Here is a 22,059-nt window from a genome sequence, read left to right as displayed (position 1 = left end):
CATGACCGCGTTCCTCTGGTGCGTCTTCGCGTACATGGGCATCGCGGTTGTGTTGGACCTCATCGTTGCAAACGAGAGCGGCGGCATGGACAAGGGCGACATTTTCGGCGTGCTGGTGCACGGCGCCCTGCTCGCTGGGGCAACTTACTTTTTGGCGGTGAACTGATGGACGAAATCTGGAAACCCATTGAGGGCTACCCACTTTATGAGGTTAGCAGCCTCGGGCGTGTCCGAAGTGTGGATCGCGTCGTGTTCAACAAGGGCAGTGGGCGGTCGTATCCTGTGTGCGGAAAAATACTTCGGTGCCGCCCCGATGCCGACGGCTATCGGCTCGTTACGATCTACGCCGGAGATTCCGTTGCGCACATGAAAGTGCACCGCCTCGTTGCTGCCGCTTTTCTTGGCGATAGCCAAGAAGCGACTGTGAATCACAAGAACGGAATTCGTCACGACAACGCGCTCGGCAACCTGGAGTGGATGACACATCTGGAAAACTTGGAGCACGCTCGTACTGTCCTCGGCACTCGGTCAGGCCAAAAGAACCCCATCGTTGGAACCCACGCGGTTACCGGCGACAAGATTGGTTTCTTGACGGTGGTGGCAGCTTGGCGCGCAGGCTTCAATCGCACCCGCATGCATTTAGCGTTGCGCGATGCTAGTCGTGTCTATCAAGGCTATAAGTGGGAGTACGCATGACATACCATGCCCGTCTTTCTCCGTCGAGCGCCGCAAGATGGACGAGCTGCACCGCGTCCGTGGGTGCCCAGGAGGGTGTCCCGAACGAGGGCAACGAGGCCGCGCGCCGGGGGACCGCCTGCCACCAGATGCTCGAAGAGATGCTGTTGGACCCGAGCATCGACCCGCAGAGCTATCTGGGGCGAAATCTGGTGTTCTTGGAAGGCCGCGAAGTCTGGGTGAACCCGGGTTGCGCGGGGCCGCTCTCGAAAGAGATCGTAACCATCGACCAAGAGCTGATCGACATCTCGACCACGGCTGTGAACTACGTGCGTGAGCGCGCAGCCCTCACCGGCGCCGAGATGCTTGTGGAGCGCGCCGTCCCCATCGGTCAGTTCACCGGCGAGGAAGGTGCCACCGGCCGCACGGACGTGACCTTGATCTACGGCACCACGGTGGAGGTCATCGACCTCAAGGGCGGCCGTGGCCGCGTGGATGCCTACGACGTGATCGTGCCTGCCACCACGGACATGATCACCGGCAAGCCCGTACCCGAAGTGGTGCGCGCCAACCTGCAGATGGCAGGCTATGCGCTGGGGACCATTGAGGAACTTGGCCTGCTCTACGACATCCGCGACGTGGTGATGACCATTGTGCAGCCTGCCATCGGCCACCTCAGCACCTACTCTTGCTCGATTGACGAGCTGCGTGAGGTCGAAGCGTTCCTGCGGCAGAAGGCCGAAGAGACGCGCACCAACCCGCAGTACGTGCCGTCGGCCGACGCATGCCACTTCTGCCGCGCCTCCGGCAATTGCAAGGCGCAGACGGAGATGGTGGTGAACCTCGCGCTCGAAGGCTTCGACACCGACGAGCCCAAGGTGCGCACCCCCGCCGAGATCGAGCTGGGCGAAGCCTACCGCCTCGTGCCGCTGGTCTCCACCTGGCTGAAGGCGGTGGGCGAGCGCGTGTACGAGGCGCTGCAGGCAGGCAAGCGCGTGGCTCGCGCCGACGGCGTGGCCTACAAGCTGGTCGAAGGCAAGAAGGGTGCACGCACCTGGACTGACGAGACCGAGGCCGAGGCCGCGCTGAAGAAGATGCGCCTGAAGACCGACCAGATGTATACCCAGTCGCTCATCTCGCCCACCACCGCCGAGAAGTTGGTGAAGGCGCCCAAGGCCAAGAAAGGTGAACCCACACTACCGCCTGTGCTCGGCCCCACTCAGTGGAACCGACTGCAGGCGCTCATCACACAGGACATTGGCAAGCCCAGCATCGTCCTAGAAACTGACCCGAGACCGACCATCGCCACCGCGCTGGACGGGTTCGGAGACGTACCGCCCGCTGACAACAGCGATCTTTTTTCCTGAAAACTGAAACTCTGAAAGCGCAGACATGAGCAATTTCGCATCTTCCCAACCCGTCATCCTCAAGGGCCTGCGGGCGGCATGGCTCGACATCTTCAAGCCCGGCGAGGGCATGAACGGCGGCGCGCCGAAGTTCAAGTTCACCGGCCTGATGGAACCCGAAAGCGAAGCGCTGAAGATCGGCAAGGCAGCAATGCTGGAAGCCGCCACCAAGCTCTGGGGTCCCGCGAACGCCGCCAACATGATCCGCTCCATGGCTGCCAACAGCCGTGCGATCCGTGACGGCAACGACAAGATGAGCGACGACGGCACCGTGCGCCCCGAGTACGAGAACATGTTCTTCATCTCGGCCAGCAACAAGGCTGACAAGAAGCCCCAGGTGGTCACGCAGAAGAAGCACAACGGCAAGTTCGTGCAGATCACAGAAGCCGGTCGCGGCCTGGTGGATGGCATGGACGTGACCGACCAGCTCGGCTACGAGGTCAAGGTGCCATATCGTGGCTGCTACGTGAACGCCAAGGTGGAATTTGTGGCCGGCAAGTCCTTCAAGGGCAGCGACGGTCAGATCATCCCCAACCAGGTGTTCGCCCGCATCATCGCCATCCAGTTCGTGAAGGACGGCGAGGCATTCGGTAGCGGCCCGACCAGCGCTGAAGGCTTCGGCGAAGAAGAAGTCGAGACCGCCGGTCAAGGCGCCAGCGACCTGTTCTAAACCCACGGGGCTTCGGCCCCGTTTTCTGAAAGACTGAAATGACCCTGAAAATCAAAATCGAAGTGCCTACCGACGGTGGGCCGTACGAAGCCCAAGTCGCCGAGAGCAATGGCAACCCCGCTCACGTGCTTGCACCCGGCGAGGCCGTCGAACTGTACGTGCACAGCGGCAATACCATCACCGTGACCGAGCTGCCCGCGGGCACCAAGGCCGCGATGAGCGCGCAAGAGCCGAAGTAAACCCTTCGCAGAGGGGCGCTTGCCGCCCTTCTCCAAAGGGATACACAACGGGGCCTCCGCCTCCTTTCGCTGGGCTGACCACCCGGTAACTCGCCCCTTATGGCTAACACCAGGTGCCCGTGGACGTTTTACACCTAGTGCATGCGCAAACCGCTGGAGGCCGGCAACGACACAAGCGGGAATTTGGGGAACGGTCATTGAACTTTGAAATTTAGAAAGAACTGAATGCAGCGACTGTGGCTTGATAGGGAGACGTGGTGCGAGATCGACCTGAAAGAAGTCGGCACCTACCGCTACGCGGAAACCGCCGAGGACCTGCTGGTCTCCTACGCGATTGACGACGGCCCGGTCAAGGTCTGGGACTGCACCTGCGAGCCGCTGCCCGACGATCTGCGCCATGCGATGGCCGAAGCCCCCGAAGTCATCGCGCACAACGCTGCGTTCGATAAGGCCATCCACAACGGCCCACGGCAGGCCCACCTCCCCCGCATCGAGTTGACCCGCTGGCGCTGCAGCATGGCTCAGGCGCTGTCCCACGCGCTGCCCGCCAGCCTCGGTGACCTGTGCACGGTGCTCAAGGTGCCCGAGGACCAGGCCAAGAACAAGGAGGGCAAGAAGCTCATCCAGTTGTTCACCCGCCCCCAGCCAGCCAACCGCAAGGTGCAGCGCGCCACGCGGCTCACACACCCCGCCGAGTGGGAGCGCTTCAAGGTCTACGCGGCCGACGACATCACCGCCATGCGCGAGTGCGTGCGCCGCACGCCCACCTGGAATTGGGACGCCTCGGCCATTGCAGAGTGGCACTGCGACCAACGGATCAACGAGCGTGGGTTCCAGGTGGACCAGGAGTTGACACGCGCCGGTGCACGGGCGGCCATCGTAGAGAAGGAGCGCATCGGCGTGCGGTTCCGCGAGCTGACGCGCGGCGTGGTGGACCGGCCGAGCCAGCGCGACCAATTCAAGGCATTCGTGCTCAATGAGTTCGGTGTGGAATTGGAGGACACGACCAAGGACACCTTCACCCAGATGCTGAAGGCGCGCGAAAAGATCGACCCACGTCTTGCCGAGCTGATGGAGCTGTCCATGGCGTCGAACAAGACCAGCACGGCCAAGTACGCCGCACTGGACCCCGCCGTGGCGGCCGACGGACGCTTCCGTGGGGGCCTGCAGTTCGCAGGGGCCAGCCGCACCCGCCGCTGGGCTGGTCGTATGTTCCAACCCCAGAATCTGCCCAGCCGTGGCCTCCCCAAGCCCACCGCAGTCGAGCAGTACATCGAGTGCCTGAAGGCCGGGGCACACGACCTGATGTTCGACAACCTCATGTTGTTCGGTGCGGCGGCCCTGCGCGGTTGCGTGATCGCCCCTCCCGGCAAGAAGCTGGTGGTGGCGGACTTGTCCAACATCGAGGGCCGCATGCTCGCGTGGGTGGCCGGGGAAGAATGGAAGCTGCAGGCGTTCCGGGAGTACGACGCTGGCCGTGGGCCCGATTTATATAAGGTTACCGCCTCCATCATCACCGGCGTGCCGGCCATGGAGGTGCCCAAGTACATCCGCGACTCGCTAGGGAAAGTTTCAGACCTCGCCAGCGGGTACATGGGCGGTGTGTCTGGCTACCAGAAGTTCGCGGCGGCCTACAACGTCCGCATGGCCGACTACTGGGGCACTCTGCAGGAACAGGTGTCCCCCGCGCTGATCGCCAAAGCTCACGAAAACCTGAACAAGTGGGGCCGCCCGCAATTGGAGTCGCTGGAGATCAGCGAAACCGAATGGCTCGCCAGCGAGGCGTGCAAACTCGCCTGGCGCGCTCGCCACCCTGCCACCAAAGCCTTCTGGTACGACCTGCAGAACGCGGCCAAGAGCGCCCTCCGGAACTGGGGCGTGGTGTTTCCTGTTGGCAAGTACATCAAGGTGCGCTGCGTGTCCCACAAGGGTCAGCGCTGGATGGTCGTGCGGCTGCCCAGCGGGCGGCTTATCACCTACTTCCACCCGCACCTGTTGGACGACGGAACCATCGCCTACTTCGGCGAGGCAGCCGAGGAAGGCAAGACCACGCGGCAGTGGGTGAAGGTGTTCACACATGGAGGCAAGATGACCGGCAACGTCTGCCAAACCACCTCGCGCGACATCCTGGCGCCAGCGCTGCAAGTGGCCGAGGACAAGGGATACCTGCCCGTCCTCAGCGTGCACGACGAAGGCTTGACCGAAGTGCCCGACACCCCTGAATACGACGCAGACGGCCTCGTGGCGATCCTGTCCACGAACCCCGACTGGGCCCCGGGCCTGCCGCTCTCGGCCGCCGGGTTTGAAACCACTCGCTACTACAAGGGCTGATATGACCACCCAATTTTTCGATCTCATGATTGATACAGAGACTGCGGGCCTCCCGCCCACCGGAGCGCTGATGTCCATCGGCGCAGTGTTCTTCGATATGAAGACGCAGACCCTGGGCCCCACGTTCCTGCGCACCGTGCACCTGGCGACCAGCGTGCGCGATGGTGGCACCATCGACCCGTCCGCGTTCCTGTGGTGGCTGGGGCAGAGCGATGAGGCTCGCCACGGCGTGCGCTTCAACGGGCAGGACATCCGCAAGGTGCTGCAGGACTTCAGCGACTGGATCAAAGAGACCTGCCGCCACGAGGACGTGCGCCCATGGGGCAACTCGAATGCGTTCGATCTGACCATCGTCGGCGGGGCCTACAAGCGCGCCGACATCAAGACGCCTTGGTACTGGACAAATGAAAGAGATTTTCGGACCGTGCGCAACATGTACTCGGCCATCGAGTACAACCCCGCCGACAAGGGCACCGGCGCGCACAACGCGCTGGCCGACGCGCAGTTCCAGGTCGAGCACCTGTTCAAAATCGCCAACCGCAACAAGAAAGCCCCTGCATGACCCGCGAGTCCACCATCGAGCGCGCCGACAAAGAGGCCACCACCGCCCTCGGCGGCCTGAGCCTCAAGTTCGTGTCGCCCGGCCGCGCCAACGTGCCCGACCGCATCAAGCTGTTCCCGGTGCCACCGGAGCACCAGGAGATCGTCGCCCGCTACTTCCGCTTTGCGGAGTACAAGGCGCCCAACAAGAAGCCCCGGCCCGGCCAAGTGCGCGAGCACGACCGCCTGCGTGCCATGGGCTTCGCCGTAGACGTGATCGACCAAGCACCATGAGAAACGAAACCATCAACAAAGCGCTGGCCCACCTGCCCGCCACCCGCGCCGAACTGGCCGAGCGGCTGGGGGTCAAAGAGGCGCAGGCCCGCTCCATCGCCAAGAACCTCATCGACAACCGCTACGCCGAGGAATGGGGTCAGGCGCCCACGGACAAGGGTGTGTGGACTGCCGTGCTGCACGCAACAGGAAAGGTGCCGGTATGAAGAACACCCACGGCGGTACGCGCCCTGGTAGCGGCCCCAAGACGAAACCCATCAACCTCGCCCGCGTGGCCGCCCTGCGCAAGCAGGGGCTCACCCAGGCGGAGATCGTCATCAGCATGGGCAGCACTCGCTGGGTGGTGGCGCAGGCGGTGAAGAAGATCAACTCTGAAAGCAAGCAATGAAGCAAGTGAAAGTGGGAGCCCTGACCTACGCGCAGTTGATCCTGCACATGCTGGAGGGCGTTCACGACTGCCGCACCCTGGCCGAGTTGACGGGCCTACACTACGTCACCGTCCTGCAGTACACCCGCGAACTCCACGCCGCCAAGGCCGCGCACATCTGCGCATGGGACAAAGACGGACGCGGCCGGGACTCCATCAAGATTTACAAGATCGGCCCAGGGCGCGACGCCAAGCGGCAACGTAAGACGGACGCCGAACGGGCGCGAACCTACCGCAGCAAGGCCCAGCATCTGGACATGGTGCAGCGCCTGGCGGGCAGCACTGTTTCCTCAACCAACTGAAAGACCGAAATGACAATTCCCCGCATCAAACAGTGGTTCCAACTTGCCGTACCGGAGCCCACCGACAAAAACCGCGCCGTACAGCTCGGTTGCCACGCGGAAGAGTTCGCCGAGATGCTGACGGCATTGGGCTTCCAAAACACCTCGGCGAACGTCGAACTGTGGGCCAATTACATGAAGAGCGAGTTCCCGGGCGTGATGCAACCAGACCGCACCGAACTGCTTGACGCCATCTGCGACCAGATCGTCACCGCCGTCGGCGTGGCCCACATGTTCGGGCTGGACATCGAGGGCGCGCTGGCCGAGGTCACACGGAGCAACTATTCGAAATTCGTTGACGGCAAGCCGGTGTTCGATGCCAACGGCAAGATTGCCAAGCCACAGTCGTACATCAAGCCTGACCTCACGCCTTTCCTGTGACCCGCTACGCCCCTCGGGTTTATCAGCCCGCCATCACCAATCATATCCTGAACCACCCCCGCTGCTTCGTGGCGGCGTCCATGGGAACCGGCAAAGGGCCGGCCACCCTGGAGGCCCTGTCCATGCTGTTGCTGCTCGGTGAGGTCAAGCGCGTGCTCGTGCTCGGCCCCAAGCGCGTGGCCGTCAGCACGTGGCCCGGTGAGATCGAGAAGTTCAAAGCCAGCTTCGGGCACATGAAGATCGCCGTGGCCGTCGGCGATGCCGATACGCGCCGCGCCGCCATTGGCTCCGACGCGGTGATCGTTACGGCAAATTACGACGTGCTGGAATGGCTGGTGGAGTACCACGGCGCCAACTGGTCGTTCGATTGCATCGTCTGTGACGAAAGCACGAAACTCAAGAGCCTGCGCGTCAGCATCCAGACGAGCAAGTCCGGCAAGAAGTTTCTCACCGGCCAAGGGGGCAAGCGCGCCAAAGCCCTGGCCCGCGTCGCGTTGACCCGCGCCACTCGGTTCATCTGCCTGTCTGGCACGCCCGCTCCGAATGGCCTGGAAGATTTGTGGGCGCAGTATTTTTTCTTGGATTCCGGCCGACGCCTCGGAACCAGTTTCACTGCCTTCAGCCACCGCTGGTTCCGCGCCCGCCCGGGAAGCGACCCGCAGAAGCAACAGATTGAACCGCTACCTTTTGCGGACGAACAAATTCGCGCAGCCATCAAAGACATCACCATCGCGCTGGAGGCGCGCGACTACTTTGACTTACCCGAACTCATCGAGAACGACATCAAGGTTGAGATGCCATCGGCCGCCATGAAGCTCTATAAAAAAATGGAGCAAGAAATGTTCGTGGAGCTGGAAGGCAAGCCCATCGAAGCCTTCAGCGCGGCAGCCCTCTCGCAGAAGGTTTTACAAATCGCTTCTGGCGCGCTCTACACCGACGCTGACGGCGCATGGTCGCTGGTGCACGACGCCAAGATCGAGGCGCTGCAGAGCGTGGTCGAAGAGGCAGCAGGCATGCCAGTGCTCTGTGCGTACCACTTCAAGAGCGACCTGGCGCGCATCTTGAAGGCGTTCCCCAAGGCTGTGCACCTCGGCGCCGACCCGAAGATCATCGACCGCTGGAACGCGGGTGAGATTCAAATGCTCGTGGCCCACCCACAAAGCGCCGGCCACGGGTTGAGTCTCCAGCACGGAAGCAACATTCTGTGTTTCTTCTCCAGCAACTGGAGTCTTGAGGCCAGCGCGCAGATGGTCGAGCGCCTGGGCCCCACCCGCCAGGCGCAGAGCGGGTACAACCGCCCGGTGTACGTCCATCGGCTCATTGCGGCCGGAACGCTGGAAGAGGTTGTCGTGAAGCGCCTGCGCACAAAAGCCTCCATCCAAGACGCTCTCATGGAAGCCATGAAAATTTCCCGCTAAAACCCCTCACAACCCCCTTGCGCAGTTTTTGCGCGTTTGCTAAACTTCCTACCATCAACAACCGAAAGGCAATCATGGTCGGAGTAAATGGCATTGAGATCAAGGTGGGGCAGGTGTGGCGCTGCCGAGATGGTAAAGAGCGCAAAGTCGTCAGCAACGACGGGCACGACGATTGGCCGTGGGACCTCGAAAACGGCGACTCGGTGTCCGACACTGGCGCTGAGTTTTATGACGGAGAGAGCAACAGCGACCTGATCGAACTCGTCAAGGACGAGAACGGCTTCACGATCTGGCGCGGCGGTGAGCAGCCGGCGGAAACGCGCGGGAAGGTGGTCGAAGTTAGGATCGGCCGCTCGACCAAGCACGGTCCTGCCGACAGATATATGTGGAACCACTGCGGTAACGCAGACATCGCCGCCTACAAAGTGGCCGAGAAAGCCGCAGCCCCGCAGCCCTCCGACAGCGCCACCCTCGCCGAAGAAACCCTGAGCGCCCTCGGCTGGACGTTCGACGGCCAAGCGTGGACGGAGCAGCCGAAGGCTGAATTGCCCATCGGTATGGTGCCCAACGCGCTCGACGTGCAGGTCGGCGGCACCCACTACAAAGACTGCGCCATCCAACCCATCGAGTACATCCACGCCAACAAGCTCGGCTTCGCCGAAGGTAACGTGGTCAAGTACATCACGCGCCACCGCCAGAAGCACGGCGCCGACGACGTGCGCAAGGTCATTCACTACTGCCAGCTCCTGCTCGAACTGGAGTACGGCGCGGGCAAGACGGAAGGAGGTGTGTGATGGAACTCAACCGTGAGTGCTTACGGAAGGCGATGATGGCTTTCTATGACGCCCCGGGTAGTGCACATGACGGCGTAGCACCGGCCATCGAAGCCTACCTCGCCGAGATGTTCAAGCCCGGCCAGATTCAGATGCTCGAACCGCTCGAAGTGATCCCCCAGCGCGACTATCGCAAGGAACTTTGGATCGGCGTTCAACTGAAATTCGGCAGCTCCAAACACGCAGACGACGCCCTTGCGGACTTTGACATCCGATTCCACAAGGAGTCCACCCATGGATGACTTCACCATCGGCCTCGCAGTCGGCCTGTTCGCAGGCGTCTTCATCGGTGTGTGCATCGCCGCACTGCTGGTCGTCAACAAAGGAGAGAGCACATGACCCCACTCGAATGGATTTTTGCAATCGGCATGACGCTGCTTGCCCTCGGTGCCGGAGCAGCGTTCTTCATCCTCGTTACCGCTTTCAAGATGGTGCGCCAGCGCCTGGAGAAACACCAATGACACCAATCGAATGGTTTGGCCTCATCGGCTTCGCGCTGCTGGGCCTGGGCTTCGTCGCCCACCTCTACAAAGCCAACCTGAACAAGCTGCGCCTCGACGCGCTGCAGACCTACCAGTGGAAGGTCATGTGCATCGACGGGCAGTTCGCCGTGCTGGAGGGCACGCCTGTGCGTCAGGTCGGCGCGCAGAAGCCCACGGTTCGCGAGGCGATTGATGCGGCGATTTTGGAGCGCCAACATGCCAAGACGCAAGTTTGACGCTTCGATGCTCGCGCCGGAGTACTACACGCCGCCAGCGTGGATGACCGGATACCCGACGGTGCTACACGACGCGCATCTACTCACCTGGAAAAAGCACAAGGTCAGCGTGCAAAAGAAGGACTACTACCGGCGCAAGAAAGAGGAAATTCTTGCTCGCAACAAAGCGTGGCGCGAGGCCAACCCAGAAAAGGAACGCGAATGCGTCCGCAGATGGAGGGAGGCCAACCCCGAGCGTGTAGCGGAACTCCGGCGCGCAGACTATGAACGCCACCGCGAGCGCCGACTGGCAAACCAAGCCCAGCGCTGGCAGGACCTCAACGATGCCAGTGTTCGGGGCATCGTGGCGCACGGATACGGGTCTGTCGGTCTGACCAGCAAGGACGTGCCCGACGAAGTGCTCCCGATCTTCCGCACCCAGATGCTGATCAAACGTGAACTCAGAAAACAGAAAGTCGCACCATGAACCTCGAAGCACTCACCAATGAATTGACGGGTCTCTACAAAGACATCCGCGCAGGCAAAGTGGAGCCAGCAGTGGCCCACGAACTCAACAACACGGCGGCCAATATCCAAGGTGTCATCCGCCTGGGCCTGCTGAACGCCAAGCTGCAGAACAAGTCGCCAGACCTCGCTTTCTTCAAGGAAGCACGCAAGGCGGCTGTCAAGAAGGGGGTGAAGCGTGGATGACGCCGACCTGAGCCAAGACCGCGCCGAGCGCGAGGCCCCTTACCTGCTCGCAGCCAGCCGCAAGCCGACTGGCCCCACGGCCACCGGTCGGTGCCTGTACTGCGACGAGATCGTTGCCGACGACCAGCGGTGGTGCGACACAGCCTGCCGTGACGGGTGGGTGCGCGAGTCGCGGTTGCGGGGAGGTGTGCGATGAGCGAAGACGAAATGTTGGAGCTGGCTGCGAAGGCCATGCACAACCTGCGGAACCCGAATTTCTGTAACTACACCGTGGTGGATAAAGAAGTCGGTGTGTGCTTAGAACTGGGTTCTCGCCGGGGTGCGATCACGAGCTACTGGAACCCCCTCGTCAACGATGGCGATGCCCTGCTTCTGGCGGTGAAGTTGCGCATGTCGGTGACGGTCTTTGACAACGCGGTGGGTATCGGTATCAAGGGCGACTTTGGTTACCGTGAGTACGACATAACTCCAGACCCCCACGCCGCCACTCGCTGGGCCATAACCCACGCCGCCGCCGAAATTGGAAAGGCAATGCCATGAACGACAAACGATTCGAATCCTGGTGGACCAGCAACCCGGCGCGCGTGGCGCTGAACCCGGCAGCGAAGGAAGTGGCGCGCAAGGTGTGGAAGGCGGCCCAGCAGGACATGGCGACGGAACTGCTGGAGATCAACCCAGCGCCTGCTGGTGCGTCGTTCGACGCGCTGATCGCCTCGCTGACCACAGCACGCGGCGTTCCGCACGTCAAGGGGGCACCATGCTAAAACGCATCCCCCTGTTCTGCCAGGAGACTGGCTATTCTGAGAAGGCCTTGGCCCGCAAGATCGAAGACGGCGTGTGGGTCGAGGGCCGCGAGTACGTGCGGGCGCCGGATGGGCGCTTGCTGATCGACATGGATGGGTTCAACAGGTGGGCTCGTTCCGAACAAAACACCAAACCCCGGCGAAGAGTCGGAGAAAGCACCATGTGAACCTCGACCAACTGACCGCGCGCATCCGTACCGCCATCGAATGCACCACCAACCAGCTTCGCCCGCCCGTAATGGGCCCGGGGCTCCCCGAGTCCACCCGCACCGCGCTGCAGGTCCACCTCGACGCGCTCCTGAAAGAAGAGCTGCGAGCGCTTACTGGGCAAGCGCCGGAGGGCGATTTGGCTGGGTTCGCAGAGCAGAACGAAAAATTTGCGCAGGACATGGGTTTGCGCAAAGACCCCGAGCCGCCCATCTACGAAAACCTCTGGCTCCAAGCGACCAGCGACCTCAACGCCGCGATGGGCCTGGTACAGCAGAACCAAGAGTTCTTCGGCGCGCAGTGCGGCGACGACAAGATCAAGGTGATTGGCGAGTTCTTCGTCAAGTGGGCGGCCCTCATGATGGAGCCGAAGGCCGACACCACCCCCTGGTATCCCGACGATTCAGGCGACTGGGTGGAAGGCCACCCGCGCGAGCTGCCACCTAACACACCAATGGCGGGCTGGTTGTTCCGGTCCGAACGGGACAACAAAGCGTACACGACCCCGGAATCCGACTGGACCGCAGGCGAGTTGCGCAACCGGAACATCGTCGCCTACAAGGTGGTCAAGCCATGACCTACGAAGTCCAATTCCAAGTGGGCACCGCCGAGTACACCGCGCGCGGTCCCGACATCGACGGCGTGCTGCGGCTGATCCAGGGGGTGCAGGGTGTGGGGCGTGTGCCGGAGTGGATCGACTGGGCCGGCGGTGCGTGTCCCGTAGCTTCCGGTGTCGTCGTTGCCCTCCAGCCCCGTTCGGGTAGACAGACGCGCGGTGAGGGTCAAACTTTTGACTGGGGTCACACCGGCCGCCCTGGCGACATCGTGAGGTATCGCGTATGCGAGTGATCCTCCACGGCCCCGTAACCGCCGACCACCTGGCCGATGCCGAACTGATGGCCGGGATCACCCCGACCAGCTTCGTGACGAACGGCCTGTCCCACCCGCCGCGCGGCAGCCGCCTGCCCGTCGATGTCTACCCGATCTGCCCGATGCAGCCGGTGGAAACCCGGGAGCGGGCGCGGAACTACACACTTGTTTTCCACTCAGACGCATTGGTGTGTGCAGGGGGAAACGACCATCTTGTGTCTCTTGCGCGCAACTATAACCTACTGATTTACGAGGTTAATCCATGAAACGGATTTCACTGGCGCGGTTGAGACAGGTGTTGCACTACGACCCGGATAATGGCGTGTTCACGTGGCACCCCCGTGGCCTCGAAGATTTCGACGGCGATGAAAGACGATGGCGCAGTTGGAACACGCAGCATGCCGGTCGCCCTGCAGGGTGCTCAACACTGCGCTACACCAACATCCGCATCGACGGCAAAACATACTGGAGTCATCGTGTCGCATGGTTCTACACACATGGTCACTGGCCCAACGGGATTATCGACCACCGGAACGGCGACAAATATGACAACCGATTGGACAACCTTCGTGTCGTTTGCCCGATGGGCAACGCTGAAAATCGCAGGGCGCTCATGCGCGGGAAGAAGGAAGACTTACCGATAGGTGTGTTCAAGATGCCTCGTCCGGGTTTGCCCAACCCCTACATGGCGCGCATCGCAGCCAGAGGCGCCCGAAAGTATCTGGGGTGCTTCCCAACACCTGAAGCCGCATCGGCCGCCTACCTCGCGGCAAAACGAGAACTGCACGAAAGCAACACGCTATGACCGAAACAGCAGAACAACCGGCCCACAAGCTCAACGCCGACCAGACCGTGGCCGTCGCCACCGACGTGTTCTGGAACGAGGACATGACCACGTGCCCTCGCGGCGCCAAGGTCCAACTGCTCGGCGCGGGCGGCGTGGCGGTATACGGCGACTACCACGGTGATCCGTTCTGGCAGGCGTGGTGCCCGCTGCCGAAGCGTCGGAGGAAGGTATGAACTCGCATCAACGTCGTGTGGCTTTTCGCAAGCAGTACCCACACCCTGTGGTTGAGATTCGCGGTGACAAGGTGTTCGTCCTCGCCTAGAGATCGTTCTGGAGAAGGGCACTGCGCCACCCCAAACTTCGTGCACTATACGCAGAGTGGGTGGCGCAGGGACGACCTGAACCTGATCACTTCAGGCAAACACCCCTGACGTAATCCTGCAGCCCCGCTATTTGCTGGCGGGCAGTTTCAATCCCGGCTCGGAGACTGAAATAATCCCGTTCAGCGGCGTCAGTAAGTCGGGGGCCGCCTGCATCAACCACGCTGGTGGCGCCGGGGGCTTGGGGCACACCAGTTCCGGTTGGGGCGGGGCACTTGGCATTGATCCGCAGCCCGACACGGCCAGCGCGCACATCAGACTGCAGAGTTTCCAGCTTGCGCTTTTCATGGTTCAGTTCCTTCGTGTGTTTCTCGTCCAGAGCGGCCACGGCCGCCTTGCGCGCATCGTCCTCGGCGACCACCGCCTGGTACGCCTTCAGTGTCTTGTCGGCCAACACGCGCAGCACCTCGGCGTTGTCGGCCTTCGTCTTCTGATGCGCCGACTTCTCGCCGGCCACCCTCACCTGCTGCCCGGCCAGCGCCAGCAGGAGCACCACGATCAGCGCCTCGCGCCAGAATTTGAGCAGCCCGATCATGTCAGTGCTTTCAGCGCAGTCTCGTACTGCGCCTTGCGCTCGGCCAGGTGCATGAGCGCTGGCCCGTTCACCCGCCGCGTCACCTCGGTCATGTCGCCCTTGTCGGCCGGGTCGTTGCACTTGGCGTCGTGCCAGTACCAGGCTGCCGTCAGCGCGGCGTGCTTTGGCGTGGTGACCAGCGCGGGGTTGCCCACGTAGTCGTACCCCAGCGACTCGCCGGCGCGTTCGTAGTTTTTGCGCCAAGTTAGCTGCACCAAACCTCTGCCATGCATGCCTTTGTAGAGCAGTTCGCTCAGGCCCTTGGGGTTGCGTGCGTATGGCTCGGCGTCAGCCATGCTCTTGAACGCGCGGGGGTAGATGCGCGCCAACCGTGAGGCGTCCTTGTAGTACAGGCCCTCTTCCACCGCCGACAGGTGCGCCGACTCCACCGCCACGGTGGCGAGGAACGCCGCCTGGCGCTGCAGAGAGCAGATGTCGAATCGACCCATGGCATCCAGCAGGGGCTGGTGGTAGGTCTGCGCGTTTCCGTACGGCGCGCTGGTGGCCGCCGCGAGTTGTTCAACCGTGAAGGTCATGGTCATACCTCGATAATCTCAATGGTCAGGTCCGGCGCGGGGCCTTCGATTGCGCCGTTGCGGAAGAACACGCGGTCACCCACGGTGGCCTCCCCGCGTGCAGTAGCCATACCACCCTGCTCCTGGATGGTGGCAACGCCGTCGGCATAGGCGATCACCTCACCCACGCGCAACGGGTAGGTGGGGATCAGCTTCTGGAACCGGCTAAACAGGTTCGACATGTGTTTCCACCCCCAAGGTTTGCCAGATAGACGGCAGCCCAACTTCGACCTGCACGCTGCGCGTGAGACCGATGCGCTCGATGCCCCCATCCAAGTAGCGCACGAAGCTGCCCGGGGCGATGATCCCGGTCTCAGCGAGCACCGGCAGGCGCAGGCCCACTGTGGCGATGCGGCCTGTGTCGGACAGCACGGCGATACCCCGCTGGCGCGCGGCCACCGCCTCGGTGATCAGCGGGTCGATGATGGTGGGCGCCAGGTAGTCGCCAGCGGTGCCTTCTCGCGTCACGCGGCCGTTGACCCCAACCTGCTGGCCCATGACGTACACCCGGTTGTAGCGGGCCTTGTCGCGCCACTCGATGCTCTCGCGGCTCATCACCGCCGATGGCAGCTCGAAGTCGGGTGTGACGCCCGCCCAGTCCCACGGCGCCACGGGGTAGCGCGACAGGACCCGCAGCACCTCGTCGGTGTTGTGGGGCTGCAGGTACGCCGAGATCGACCCGGCCACCTGGTTCAGCGCGGTGATGTAGCTGCCCTGGTGGCTGAACACGCCCGCAGGCACGTTCCAGTCGTCCGGGTTCCACTCCACGTCCCAGCCCAGCGGCACGCCGTTGTCGGTCAGGATGTCGTTCATGAGCTGTTCAGCCGTGCGGCCAAACTCGTTGCCGAAGCTCATGATCGGCGCGTACGGGGCGTCGAGCACCGCCGCGCGGCCACGGCCACCTATGCGCAGGTCGCTCCGGCCGAACGTGCGCTCGCGGGAGATAGACTCCACGATGAAGCGGTAGGGCGTGCCGTTGATCGTCGCCTGCACGTCCACGGGCACGCCGTCCTCGGGCTCAATGTCGGCCAGCGCGTAGCCTGGTACGGAGGCGCTGAAGCTCCACGTCCACGAGTCCACGTCCAGCGACATGGACATGGACAGCGTGGGGATCGGCACCGCACCCTCAACTCGAATCAGAACTGCACTGTTGATCACCAGGTAGACCTCTTTGATCGGGACAACGACCGTGCCGCCCGGTGTTGGCCCACCGTGCCGCTCGCAAATGAAAACGAGGTGCGCGGCATCGACGTGCGCCTCGGAGAACACCAGGTGTACCGGCAACGAAGGCAGGTAGCACGGGTCCGGTCCGGGCACGGGTGGCCGAACCCAGATACCCGCCGGTGGTGGCATGGCCTCTTGGTATCGGCCGGCGAGCAGTGCACCGAACGGCAGCGCATCTTGGTAGCCTTCCAGAATTGAATTCCAGTATCCGACGGCTTCCTGAAAACGCCCTGCGGTTGAATTTCGCCGGTCGTTTAGGGTGTCCTGAAACTTGGTCGTGCGCGCACTTTGTATGCCCAGCGCTTCTTGGAATCGAGCCCAGGCGTCGTTGCGCAGTCGAATTTGGTCCTGAAATTCGGAACCCAGTGTCGTCTGCAGGGGCGCCGCCTCCTGGTAATGCGACGTGCTGTCGCTGCGCAGGCGCTCTTGGTCCTGCCATCGCAGGTCGGTGGGCGACTCAACGGGGTCTGCGTCTTGCCAACGGCTCTGCCAGTGGGGAACGAGAGGCGTGCTGTCTTGCCACACACCGCGCATCGGCTCCTGGGACGCAGCGGCCCCTTGGTAGACAGAGCGCACTTCGCCCACGTCGGGGCGCTCGGCCCCGCTCACGTATTCAAACGCAACCGCGCCTGTCAGGTCGAAAACGTCATCCGCTACCAGGTCGAAGACCCCCTCGACGTAAACGGCAACGCTCGGGATGTCGGCTGTCGGCTCATCACCGAACACCAGGTGTACCGGCAGCCCAGTGGTTGGGGCGGCCGAGAAGATCAGGCTCGTGCTCATGAGAGCGCCGTTGCGCCCAGTATCGCCCGGCCTCCTGCGTAGAGATTCACGCCGTCAGCGCCGTCCAGTTTGAACGGCCCGTCGCCCGCCATGTCGGTCACGTCGCCATCGGCGATGGGGTCACCTTCACTGGTTGCCAGCCGGCCCCACACCGCTGCCCCGTTGACTGCGATCAGGTCGCCGATCACAGACTCCTGCGTGAGCAGAATCCCTGTCAGTTCGACCGTGCCGCACGGCTTCGTGAGCACCAAGGTTGCCAGGGCGGCGCCCCCCGGAACGTCACCAGAGGTGGCCGGGCGCGTCGTGCCGTAGATTTCCAGTTGCGCGGGACCAGAGCCTGCGTCGGCCAGGTCGATCAGAGCCTGCAGCACAGCAGGTCGAGCTGACACGAGCGCAGCCGCGCGCGCAGCAGCCGAGAGTGCCAGCGTGGTCATCCTGGGTAGCCCTCGGGCTCGATGCGGTCGGCGATGACGGCGCGGAAATCGGCGCTCGGGTAGATGGCGATTACGCTGTACGTGTAGTTTTCGTCCACACCCTCGAACGCGCCTTCCCCCGTGGTCGGGTCCGACCACTCTTCGCGGATCACCTTGCCGTCAATGTCACGCACCAGGCGCACCTTGGCAAACTGCGGGGTGTACGTCTTCGGCGTGGTGGCGGGCAGAATCTCTCGCTTCACGTCGTAGGGTACGCGGCCGATGCCGCTGGGTGTCTGAAAGTCAAACGCGCTGTAGATCACCCCACCGTCCGTGGGCTGCACAGCTTGCAGCATGACCCCCGTCTTGGCGGCAGAGGCGAATGCCTTCACACCAAACCCCATCAGTGTGGTGTACTCTGGGCTAGGACCCGTTCCTGTTACGGCATCTCCCCCCTGCAAGACCAGAGCGGTGGGGAATCGAGAGGCTGTGGTGCGCGCGCCCAGCTCAATGCCTGTAACCTGTACGGCCGTTGGAAACGTCCATGTCAGCACCACCGCATCACCTCCGGTGCTCCAGTAGCAGCCTGTGGCCGTGTTGTTGTCAGACAGGTTGGTCAGCGGACCCGTGGGGGCCGCACTCGCCGTCAGCGTGGCCGCCGCATCGACGCGCGTGGCGCCGTCGAACAGGTGAAACTCAGACAGCTCAAGCGTGGACAGCGTGGGGGCCGTCATCAGCTTGGCACGCCAATATTTGTGTGCGGCCACGGCGTTACCTCCAGGGGCCGGTCACATCAACCGCGAGGGAGTTGAAACCCGACGCACTGGTCATGTTGTTCGGCGCGAGCATGTTCACGCGAGCACGACCATCTGTGTCGTAGAAGATTTGATGCTCGGAGAGTACAGTTTCGGCGCCGAAGTGCAGTGACAACCTGCCCCCCGGTATGTCCGCACGAATGCCTGTTTGCGATTGCGAGTCCCGCACCATGATCGGCGTGAACGGGACACGTCCATTCACGGTGTTGGGCAAGAAACTAAGGTTGTACGCGGTGTACGGCGAGACTTCTGGTTGTATCGCGGTCCCCGTCCCGTCTACCTTGCGAGGTATCGCGCGCGTTGCTACGTCCGAAGACAGGATGTACTGACCACCGTAGCTTTCCCACACCGAACCTGGCGCGCCGGTCAGCATGGTTGCGTAGGCGTCCCCGGACCGACTATGCGGCACGAGGTCGCCAAAAAAGTAAGCCGCACCACCGTTGGCTGTTGGCCCTCCGGTCGTCACATACGCCGCAGCGTTGAAGTAGAAGGCACGGCTGTCGGCCGCAATCGCCCACGCCACGTCCGCGGAACCAGCCGTGTGAGACTTACCCCAATAGAAACCGCCACTGAGCTGCGCGCTCGTAGGAAAAAGACCTGTGCCGGTAGACACCGCAGTCATATTCTCGTACCCGACCACCCGCGCCGCCGTCGTGCCGGTGTCGTTGACGCGCAGAAACTGCCCGTGGGCCTGCGGGTCGGCCGACTTGTAGACTGCCAAGTTGGTGCCGGTGTAAACCTTCGTCCAGCCAGCCGCAGCCATCTTCACCGTGATTGTGCCGGTGGCTGTGCCGTCAGCTTCAGCAGTTGCCCACCGGATGACGTTCGGTGCCACCGCGGTCACCTTCTGTTCGCCATTCAACCCAGCAGGTGTCGCCCCTGCGACCAGCACCACCGACTCGACGGCGGCTGCGTGATCGGCTGGAAATGTGGCCGTGGCTACACCACCCGTGATGATCACCGACGAGGCGGTCTGACTGCCCCAACCGTTTACCAAACAGGCGTCCAGCAAAGAGATCAGACTGCCAACTTGGCCGCGCAACGCTGGTGCACCCGGCATGGTGCTGCGGAAGAGTTTGACGGACGTGTCAACCGGAGAGGTCATCGGAAATCCTTACGGGCGATCCACGCCACCGCGTGTGATCAGAGAGAACGAATAGTCCAGGCCGGCTTCTGGGCCCTGCTGCACCGTGCGCGCCACCCACACGGGGAACTGCGCACCGACAGTGTTCATGCGTACGATATTTCCCACCGACCAGCCGGAACCCCAACCGGTTTCCAGAATGGTGAAGTACGGCGTACCAGTGGCCGGATTGTTCGGCGAGCAGTCAGCATTGATGGTCCCGGTCCCGATCACACCGACATGTTCGCCAATGATCTGGAATGCCGTGGTGCTGGTGAAACGGAAAGCCCATCGCTCCGTCACGGCACCAAGGTTGTTCACCTCTACGGGGGCCAGCGTGTTGTTGTAGGTCCCCGTGGCAGGAGAGCCGTCCACCACATCCGACCATGTGGTGCCATCCCAGGAGCCTTGGTCGAACATCAAGGACATGCGGCTACGCAGGTCTCCCGCGATCAGGGCGCCCGAGACGTAGCTACCTGGCACCGGAAAGTCGTGTGTGAGCTGACGTGTTAAGCCAATCTGGCCTGTGATCTGCACATCGCTGACCTGGGCCAAGTCCTCGATGCGGTGCTCGATGGTGATGGGTTGGCTCCAACCGGTGGTGTCCACAATCGTCACCGTTCCTGCTTCCAGGTTGGCCGTGTAGCCAGTGTTGATCGTGTCACCGTCATCGCCGATCACCCGAACGCGAGACAGGCGCGTGCGGGCCAGGTCGATGGTTTGCCCGTTCGACACAGTGGCCGGACTGGTTACCGCCGTATGGCCGACCACGGCGAAGCCACCGGGGCGGAAAATGGGAACGCGACCATCTTGTGGCAGCCGCACGGGGTCCAGGCCCAACACGTCGGCGTCCAGCGGGAGGTAGAAGTAAGCCACGCTGTTGTAGCGCAGTGTGGTTGGGTCCACAGGCCATGGGCGCCAGATTTTCAGCGCCTCAACTGCGCCCACGTCGTCCGCGTCGTACCACCACTCCAGCTTCTGCTCGACGGTCAGCGAGGTGTCGAGAACGTAGTCGCCGAACTGCAACTCGACCACGCCCGTCTCGAAGTCCACCTTGCCGCGCAGGTGTGTCCCCGCGATCACGCCGTCGATGCCCGCGCTGGCGGTGATCGCGTTACCCTCCGTGTCCGACAGGTTCATCACGAACCCGGCGGGCTTCAGGGGGGCGATCTGGGTGCGCATGAAAATGCTGGCAGTCGTCCACTTCTGACGCACAGTCCAGAGGCTTGTGATGGTCAGGTCTTCGGCGTCGTAGAGGGGGTCCACCACGTAGTCTGTGATCTCGGCGATGCCGCCCGCGTAGTTGACTCGGCCTGCGAAAAAACCGGTGCCCGGGGTCGTGCGATCCCGAATCAGGTCGCCGTCGTAGTCCGCATAGGTGTGACCCATCCAGGTGAACTGCACGCTGTTTGGCACCACGTAGTCGCTGGTGTATGGGCACAGGTCAATCGTGATGGTCGGGGGCTTGAAGCTGTACTCCGTAGTGACCGTGCTGGCGAAGTCTGTCGCGTACGTCACCGTCAGCGTCGAAGCGGCCAACAGCTCTTCACCCACGGATGTGTCGCCGTACTCCCCGCCTTTCTGCGCGCTGTCACCTCCGGTGGAAGGCTCCAGATAGCTCTCGAAGGATTCGGCATCTTCGTGATCGCTTTTGTATCCTTCCGTCGTCAGGTCAAGCTCGACCAGGCGCACATTCAGCGCGCCCGTGCCGTAGTTGACCGTGCCGAAATCACCGAGGCCACCCGTGCCGTCGTCAGTGAGTTCGTTGACCAAGGTTTCCTGTGTCTTCTCGGTCTTGTAGGTTGTCTTCGTGTGCGAAGAGCCTGCTGTGACCTTGCGCGATGCGCGGCGGCGCTGGGGTTCGAGGTATGCGTATCCGGTTGCCATGTGTTATGCCCCTGCGAGGAAATAGGTCTTGAGCACGCCGTCACGGCTCATCAGCGATTTTTGGCCTGCCGTCAGGTCACCGGAAGACCACACGGCTCCGCCAGATGCCGGAGGGTCGTACACGTTCCCAAAGCCTGCAAGGCTGCTTGGAATCACGTTGACGTACACAGTAGCGCCGTTGTCGTCTCGAATGCCGCCCGGATAGACGCCACCAACGGCCACCGCGCCGGTCGTAGCGCTGCCGCTCACCAATGGATCGCGCACCACGTCTGCCGGGGCTTTGATCGTGAGGGGAACGCTGGGGTTTGGCACAGGCCAAGAACCGGCGTTGTAGTTGTAGAGAACAACCGACTGGCCCACCGTGATGGACGACGGATTTTCCACGAAAACGTGGTGCGTGCTGTTCACCAGCCAGCCGGAGACTGTTGGTACAGAGAAGGACCCTTGACCCCCTGACACGGTGAACGTGCCGGAGGTTGCGCCAAGGCCGCCACCTTTAAGGGTGATGGTCGTCCAGGAGTACGTGCCGTCCGCGCCGGGGCCTGCGTCAAAGGTTAAGTTGAACGCCGTTCCGCTCAAGACCTGCGGGTTGCCGCATTCCAGCCAGGCGTAGGATGTGGACGAACCGCCCCCGCCGCCCCCACCCCCGCCGGTA

General features: G+C 62.7%; 35 protein-coding genes. 26 read left to right on the top strand and 9 right to left on the bottom strand.

The window, feature by feature from the left end; translation table 11 throughout:
* The first annotated feature begins 1 nt into the window (after position 1).
* The 26 genes from I6F45_RS19460 to I6F45_RS19340 all read left to right on the top strand — a co-directional run bounded on the left by I6F45_RS19460 (position 2) and on the right by I6F45_RS19340 (position 13,863).
* Positions 2-166, top strand: a complete 165-nt coding sequence (locus tag I6F45_RS19460; RefSeq protein ID WP_181870818.1) for a hypothetical protein — start codon at positions 2-4, stop codon at positions 164-166.
* Entirely contained in the window at positions 166-696 is a 531-nt protein-coding gene (locus I6F45_RS19455) for an NUMOD4 domain-containing protein (RefSeq protein WP_114488340.1), read from the top strand. Before I6F45_RS19460 ends, I6F45_RS19455 begins: the two co-directional genes overlap by 1 nt.
* On the top strand, positions 693-2,042 hold the full coding sequence (locus I6F45_RS19450; protein WP_114488339.1) for a DUF2800 domain-containing protein: 1,350 nt from the start codon (positions 693-695) through the stop codon (positions 2,040-2,042). The genes I6F45_RS19455 and I6F45_RS19450 overlap by 4 nt, the downstream gene beginning before the upstream one ends.
* A 25-nt stretch (positions 2,043-2,067) precedes the next feature.
* A complete protein-coding gene (locus I6F45_RS19445; RefSeq protein WP_114488338.1) occupies positions 2,068-2,751 on the top strand; it encodes an ssDNA-binding protein in 684 nt (227 codons plus the stop codon).
* Between the two features lie 38 nt (positions 2,752-2,789).
* On the top strand, positions 2,790-2,990 hold the full coding sequence (locus I6F45_RS19440; protein ID WP_114488337.1) for a hypothetical protein: 201 nt from the start codon (positions 2,790-2,792) through the stop codon (positions 2,988-2,990).
* A 225-nt stretch (positions 2,991-3,215) separates the two neighbouring features.
* A complete protein-coding gene (locus tag I6F45_RS19435) occupies positions 3,216-5,321 on the top strand; it encodes a DNA polymerase I (protein WP_114488336.1) in 2,106 nt (701 codons plus the stop codon).
* A 1-nt stretch (position 5,322) separates the two neighbouring features.
* Complete coding sequence (locus I6F45_RS19430) at positions 5,323-5,883, top strand: 3'-5' exonuclease (RefSeq protein ID WP_114488335.1); 561 nt, start codon at positions 5,323-5,325, stop codon at positions 5,881-5,883.
* Positions 5,880-6,155, top strand: a complete 276-nt coding sequence (locus tag I6F45_RS19425) for a VRR-NUC domain-containing protein (RefSeq protein WP_114488334.1) — start codon at positions 5,880-5,882, stop codon at positions 6,153-6,155. Before I6F45_RS19430 ends, I6F45_RS19425 begins: the two co-directional genes overlap by 4 nt.
* The gene (locus tag I6F45_RS19420) at positions 6,152-6,361 is read left to right on the top strand and encodes a hypothetical protein (RefSeq protein WP_114488333.1); all 210 of its coding nucleotides are present in this window, start codon (positions 6,152-6,154) and stop codon (positions 6,359-6,361) included. The genes I6F45_RS19425 and I6F45_RS19420 overlap by 4 nt, the downstream gene beginning before the upstream one ends.
* Entirely contained in the window at positions 6,358-6,543 is a 186-nt protein-coding gene (locus tag I6F45_RS19415) for a hypothetical protein (RefSeq protein WP_114488332.1), read from the top strand. Before I6F45_RS19420 ends, I6F45_RS19415 begins: the two co-directional genes overlap by 4 nt.
* On the top strand, positions 6,540-6,884 hold the full coding sequence (locus tag I6F45_RS19410) for a hypothetical protein (protein WP_114488331.1): 345 nt from the start codon (positions 6,540-6,542) through the stop codon (positions 6,882-6,884). Before I6F45_RS19415 ends, I6F45_RS19410 begins: the two co-directional genes overlap by 4 nt.
* A gap of 9 nt (positions 6,885-6,893) precedes the next feature.
* Positions 6,894-7,304: a nucleoside triphosphate pyrophosphohydrolase family protein gene (locus tag I6F45_RS19405; protein ID WP_114488330.1), complete on the top strand. Its 411-nt coding sequence runs from the start codon at positions 6,894-6,896 to the stop codon at positions 7,302-7,304.
* A complete protein-coding gene (locus I6F45_RS19400; protein WP_328588000.1) occupies positions 7,301-8,722 on the top strand; it encodes a DEAD/DEAH box helicase in 1,422 nt (473 codons plus the stop codon). Before I6F45_RS19405 ends, I6F45_RS19400 begins: the two co-directional genes overlap by 4 nt.
* A 74-nt stretch (positions 8,723-8,796) precedes the next feature.
* Positions 8,797-9,516 carry a DUF3310 domain-containing protein gene (locus I6F45_RS19395; RefSeq protein ID WP_197161732.1) on the top strand — a complete coding sequence of 240 codons (720 nt, stop codon included), beginning with the start codon at positions 8,797-8,799 and terminating at the stop codon, positions 9,514-9,516.
* A complete protein-coding gene (locus tag I6F45_RS19390) occupies positions 9,516-9,797 on the top strand; it encodes a hypothetical protein (RefSeq protein ID WP_114488328.1) in 282 nt (93 codons plus the stop codon). The genes I6F45_RS19395 and I6F45_RS19390 overlap by 1 nt, the downstream gene beginning before the upstream one ends.
* Before the next feature lie 93 nt (positions 9,798-9,890).
* Positions 9,891-10,016 (top strand): hypothetical protein, encoded by a 126-nt coding sequence (locus tag I6F45_RS21550; RefSeq protein ID WP_267907111.1) that lies wholly within the window; start codon positions 9,891-9,893, stop codon positions 10,014-10,016.
* Complete coding sequence (locus tag I6F45_RS19385; protein WP_114488327.1) at positions 10,013-10,273, top strand: hypothetical protein; 261 nt, start codon at positions 10,013-10,015, stop codon at positions 10,271-10,273. The genes I6F45_RS21550 and I6F45_RS19385 overlap by 4 nt, the downstream gene beginning before the upstream one ends.
* Positions 10,254-10,739, top strand: coding sequence for a hypothetical protein (locus I6F45_RS19380; protein WP_114488326.1), 486 nt, complete (start codon positions 10,254-10,256; stop codon positions 10,737-10,739). Before I6F45_RS19385 ends, I6F45_RS19380 begins: the two co-directional genes overlap by 20 nt.
* Positions 10,736-10,963 (top strand): hypothetical protein, encoded by a 228-nt coding sequence (locus tag I6F45_RS19375; protein WP_114488325.1) that lies wholly within the window; start codon positions 10,736-10,738, stop codon positions 10,961-10,963. The genes I6F45_RS19380 and I6F45_RS19375 overlap by 4 nt, the downstream gene beginning before the upstream one ends.
* Positions 10,964-11,155: 192 nt before the next feature.
* Positions 11,156-11,503, top strand: coding sequence for a hypothetical protein (locus I6F45_RS19370; RefSeq protein WP_114488324.1), 348 nt, complete (start codon positions 11,156-11,158; stop codon positions 11,501-11,503).
* Positions 11,500-11,727, top strand: a complete 228-nt coding sequence (locus tag I6F45_RS19365) for a hypothetical protein (RefSeq protein ID WP_114488323.1) — start codon at positions 11,500-11,502, stop codon at positions 11,725-11,727. Before I6F45_RS19370 ends, I6F45_RS19365 begins: the two co-directional genes overlap by 4 nt.
* Positions 11,721-11,933: an excisionase gene (locus I6F45_RS19360; protein ID WP_114488322.1), complete on the top strand. Its 213-nt coding sequence runs from the start codon at positions 11,721-11,723 to the stop codon at positions 11,931-11,933. Before I6F45_RS19365 ends, I6F45_RS19360 begins: the two co-directional genes overlap by 7 nt.
* On the top strand, positions 11,930-12,550 hold the full coding sequence (locus I6F45_RS19355) for a hypothetical protein (RefSeq protein ID WP_114488321.1): 621 nt from the start codon (positions 11,930-11,932) through the stop codon (positions 12,548-12,550). Before I6F45_RS19360 ends, I6F45_RS19355 begins: the two co-directional genes overlap by 4 nt.
* Before the next feature lie 262 nt (positions 12,551-12,812).
* Positions 12,813-13,109, top strand: coding sequence for a hypothetical protein (locus I6F45_RS19350; protein WP_114488319.1), 297 nt, complete (start codon positions 12,813-12,815; stop codon positions 13,107-13,109).
* A complete protein-coding gene (locus I6F45_RS19345) occupies positions 13,106-13,648 on the top strand; it encodes an HNH endonuclease signature motif containing protein (RefSeq protein WP_114488318.1) in 543 nt (180 codons plus the stop codon). The genes I6F45_RS19350 and I6F45_RS19345 overlap by 4 nt, the downstream gene beginning before the upstream one ends.
* Complete coding sequence (locus tag I6F45_RS19340; protein WP_114488317.1) at positions 13,645-13,863, top strand: hypothetical protein; 219 nt, start codon at positions 13,645-13,647, stop codon at positions 13,861-13,863. Before I6F45_RS19345 ends, I6F45_RS19340 begins: the two co-directional genes overlap by 4 nt.
* 175 nt (positions 13,864-14,038) lie before the next feature.
* On the opposite strand, the gene I6F45_RS19335 is transcribed toward I6F45_RS19340, so the two are convergent.
* From I6F45_RS19335 to I6F45_RS19295, 9 genes are all read right to left on the bottom strand, one after another.
* Positions 14,039-14,545, bottom strand: coding sequence for a lysis protein (locus tag I6F45_RS19335; RefSeq protein ID WP_114488316.1), 507 nt, complete (start codon positions 14,543-14,545; stop codon positions 14,039-14,041).
* Complete coding sequence (locus tag I6F45_RS19330) at positions 14,542-15,120, bottom strand: glycoside hydrolase family 19 protein (protein WP_181870817.1); 579 nt, start codon at positions 15,118-15,120, stop codon at positions 14,542-14,544. The genes I6F45_RS19335 and I6F45_RS19330 overlap by 4 nt, the downstream gene beginning before the upstream one ends.
* 2 nt (positions 15,121-15,122) lie before the next feature.
* Positions 15,123-15,341, bottom strand: coding sequence for a hypothetical protein (locus I6F45_RS19325; RefSeq protein WP_114488314.1), 219 nt, complete (start codon positions 15,339-15,341; stop codon positions 15,123-15,125).
* Positions 15,325-17,166: a hypothetical protein gene (locus I6F45_RS19320; protein WP_197099271.1), complete on the bottom strand. Its 1,842-nt coding sequence runs from the start codon at positions 17,164-17,166 to the stop codon at positions 15,325-15,327. The genes I6F45_RS19325 and I6F45_RS19320 overlap by 17 nt, the downstream gene beginning before the upstream one ends.
* Positions 17,163-17,600 (bottom strand): hypothetical protein, encoded by a 438-nt coding sequence (locus I6F45_RS19315; RefSeq protein ID WP_114488115.1) that lies wholly within the window; start codon positions 17,598-17,600, stop codon positions 17,163-17,165. Before I6F45_RS19315 ends, I6F45_RS19320 begins: the two co-directional genes overlap by 4 nt.
* A complete protein-coding gene (locus I6F45_RS19310; protein ID WP_114488114.1) occupies positions 17,597-18,346 on the bottom strand; it encodes a hypothetical protein in 750 nt (249 codons plus the stop codon). Before I6F45_RS19310 ends, I6F45_RS19315 begins: the two co-directional genes overlap by 4 nt.
* A 4-nt stretch (positions 18,347-18,350) precedes the next feature.
* Positions 18,351-19,499, bottom strand: coding sequence for a hypothetical protein (locus I6F45_RS19305; RefSeq protein ID WP_114488113.1), 1,149 nt, complete (start codon positions 19,497-19,499; stop codon positions 18,351-18,353).
* Between the two features lie 9 nt (positions 19,500-19,508).
* A complete protein-coding gene (locus tag I6F45_RS19300; RefSeq protein ID WP_114488112.1) occupies positions 19,509-21,404 on the bottom strand; it encodes a hypothetical protein in 1,896 nt (631 codons plus the stop codon).
* Between the two features lie 3 nt (positions 21,405-21,407).
* Positions 21,408-22,059 (bottom strand): hypothetical protein (locus I6F45_RS19295; protein WP_197161729.1); only part of this gene is annotated, 652 nt, incomplete at its 5' end.

The sequence above is a fragment of the Pseudoalteromonas sp. SWYJZ19 genome (genome assembly GCF_015864375.1).
GTDB lineage: Bacteria > Pseudomonadota > Gammaproteobacteria > Enterobacterales > Alteromonadaceae > Pseudoalteromonas > Pseudoalteromonas arctica.
The sequence above is the reverse complement of the archived record's forward strand: the minus strand, read 5'-3'. Positions and strand labels throughout refer to the sequence as shown.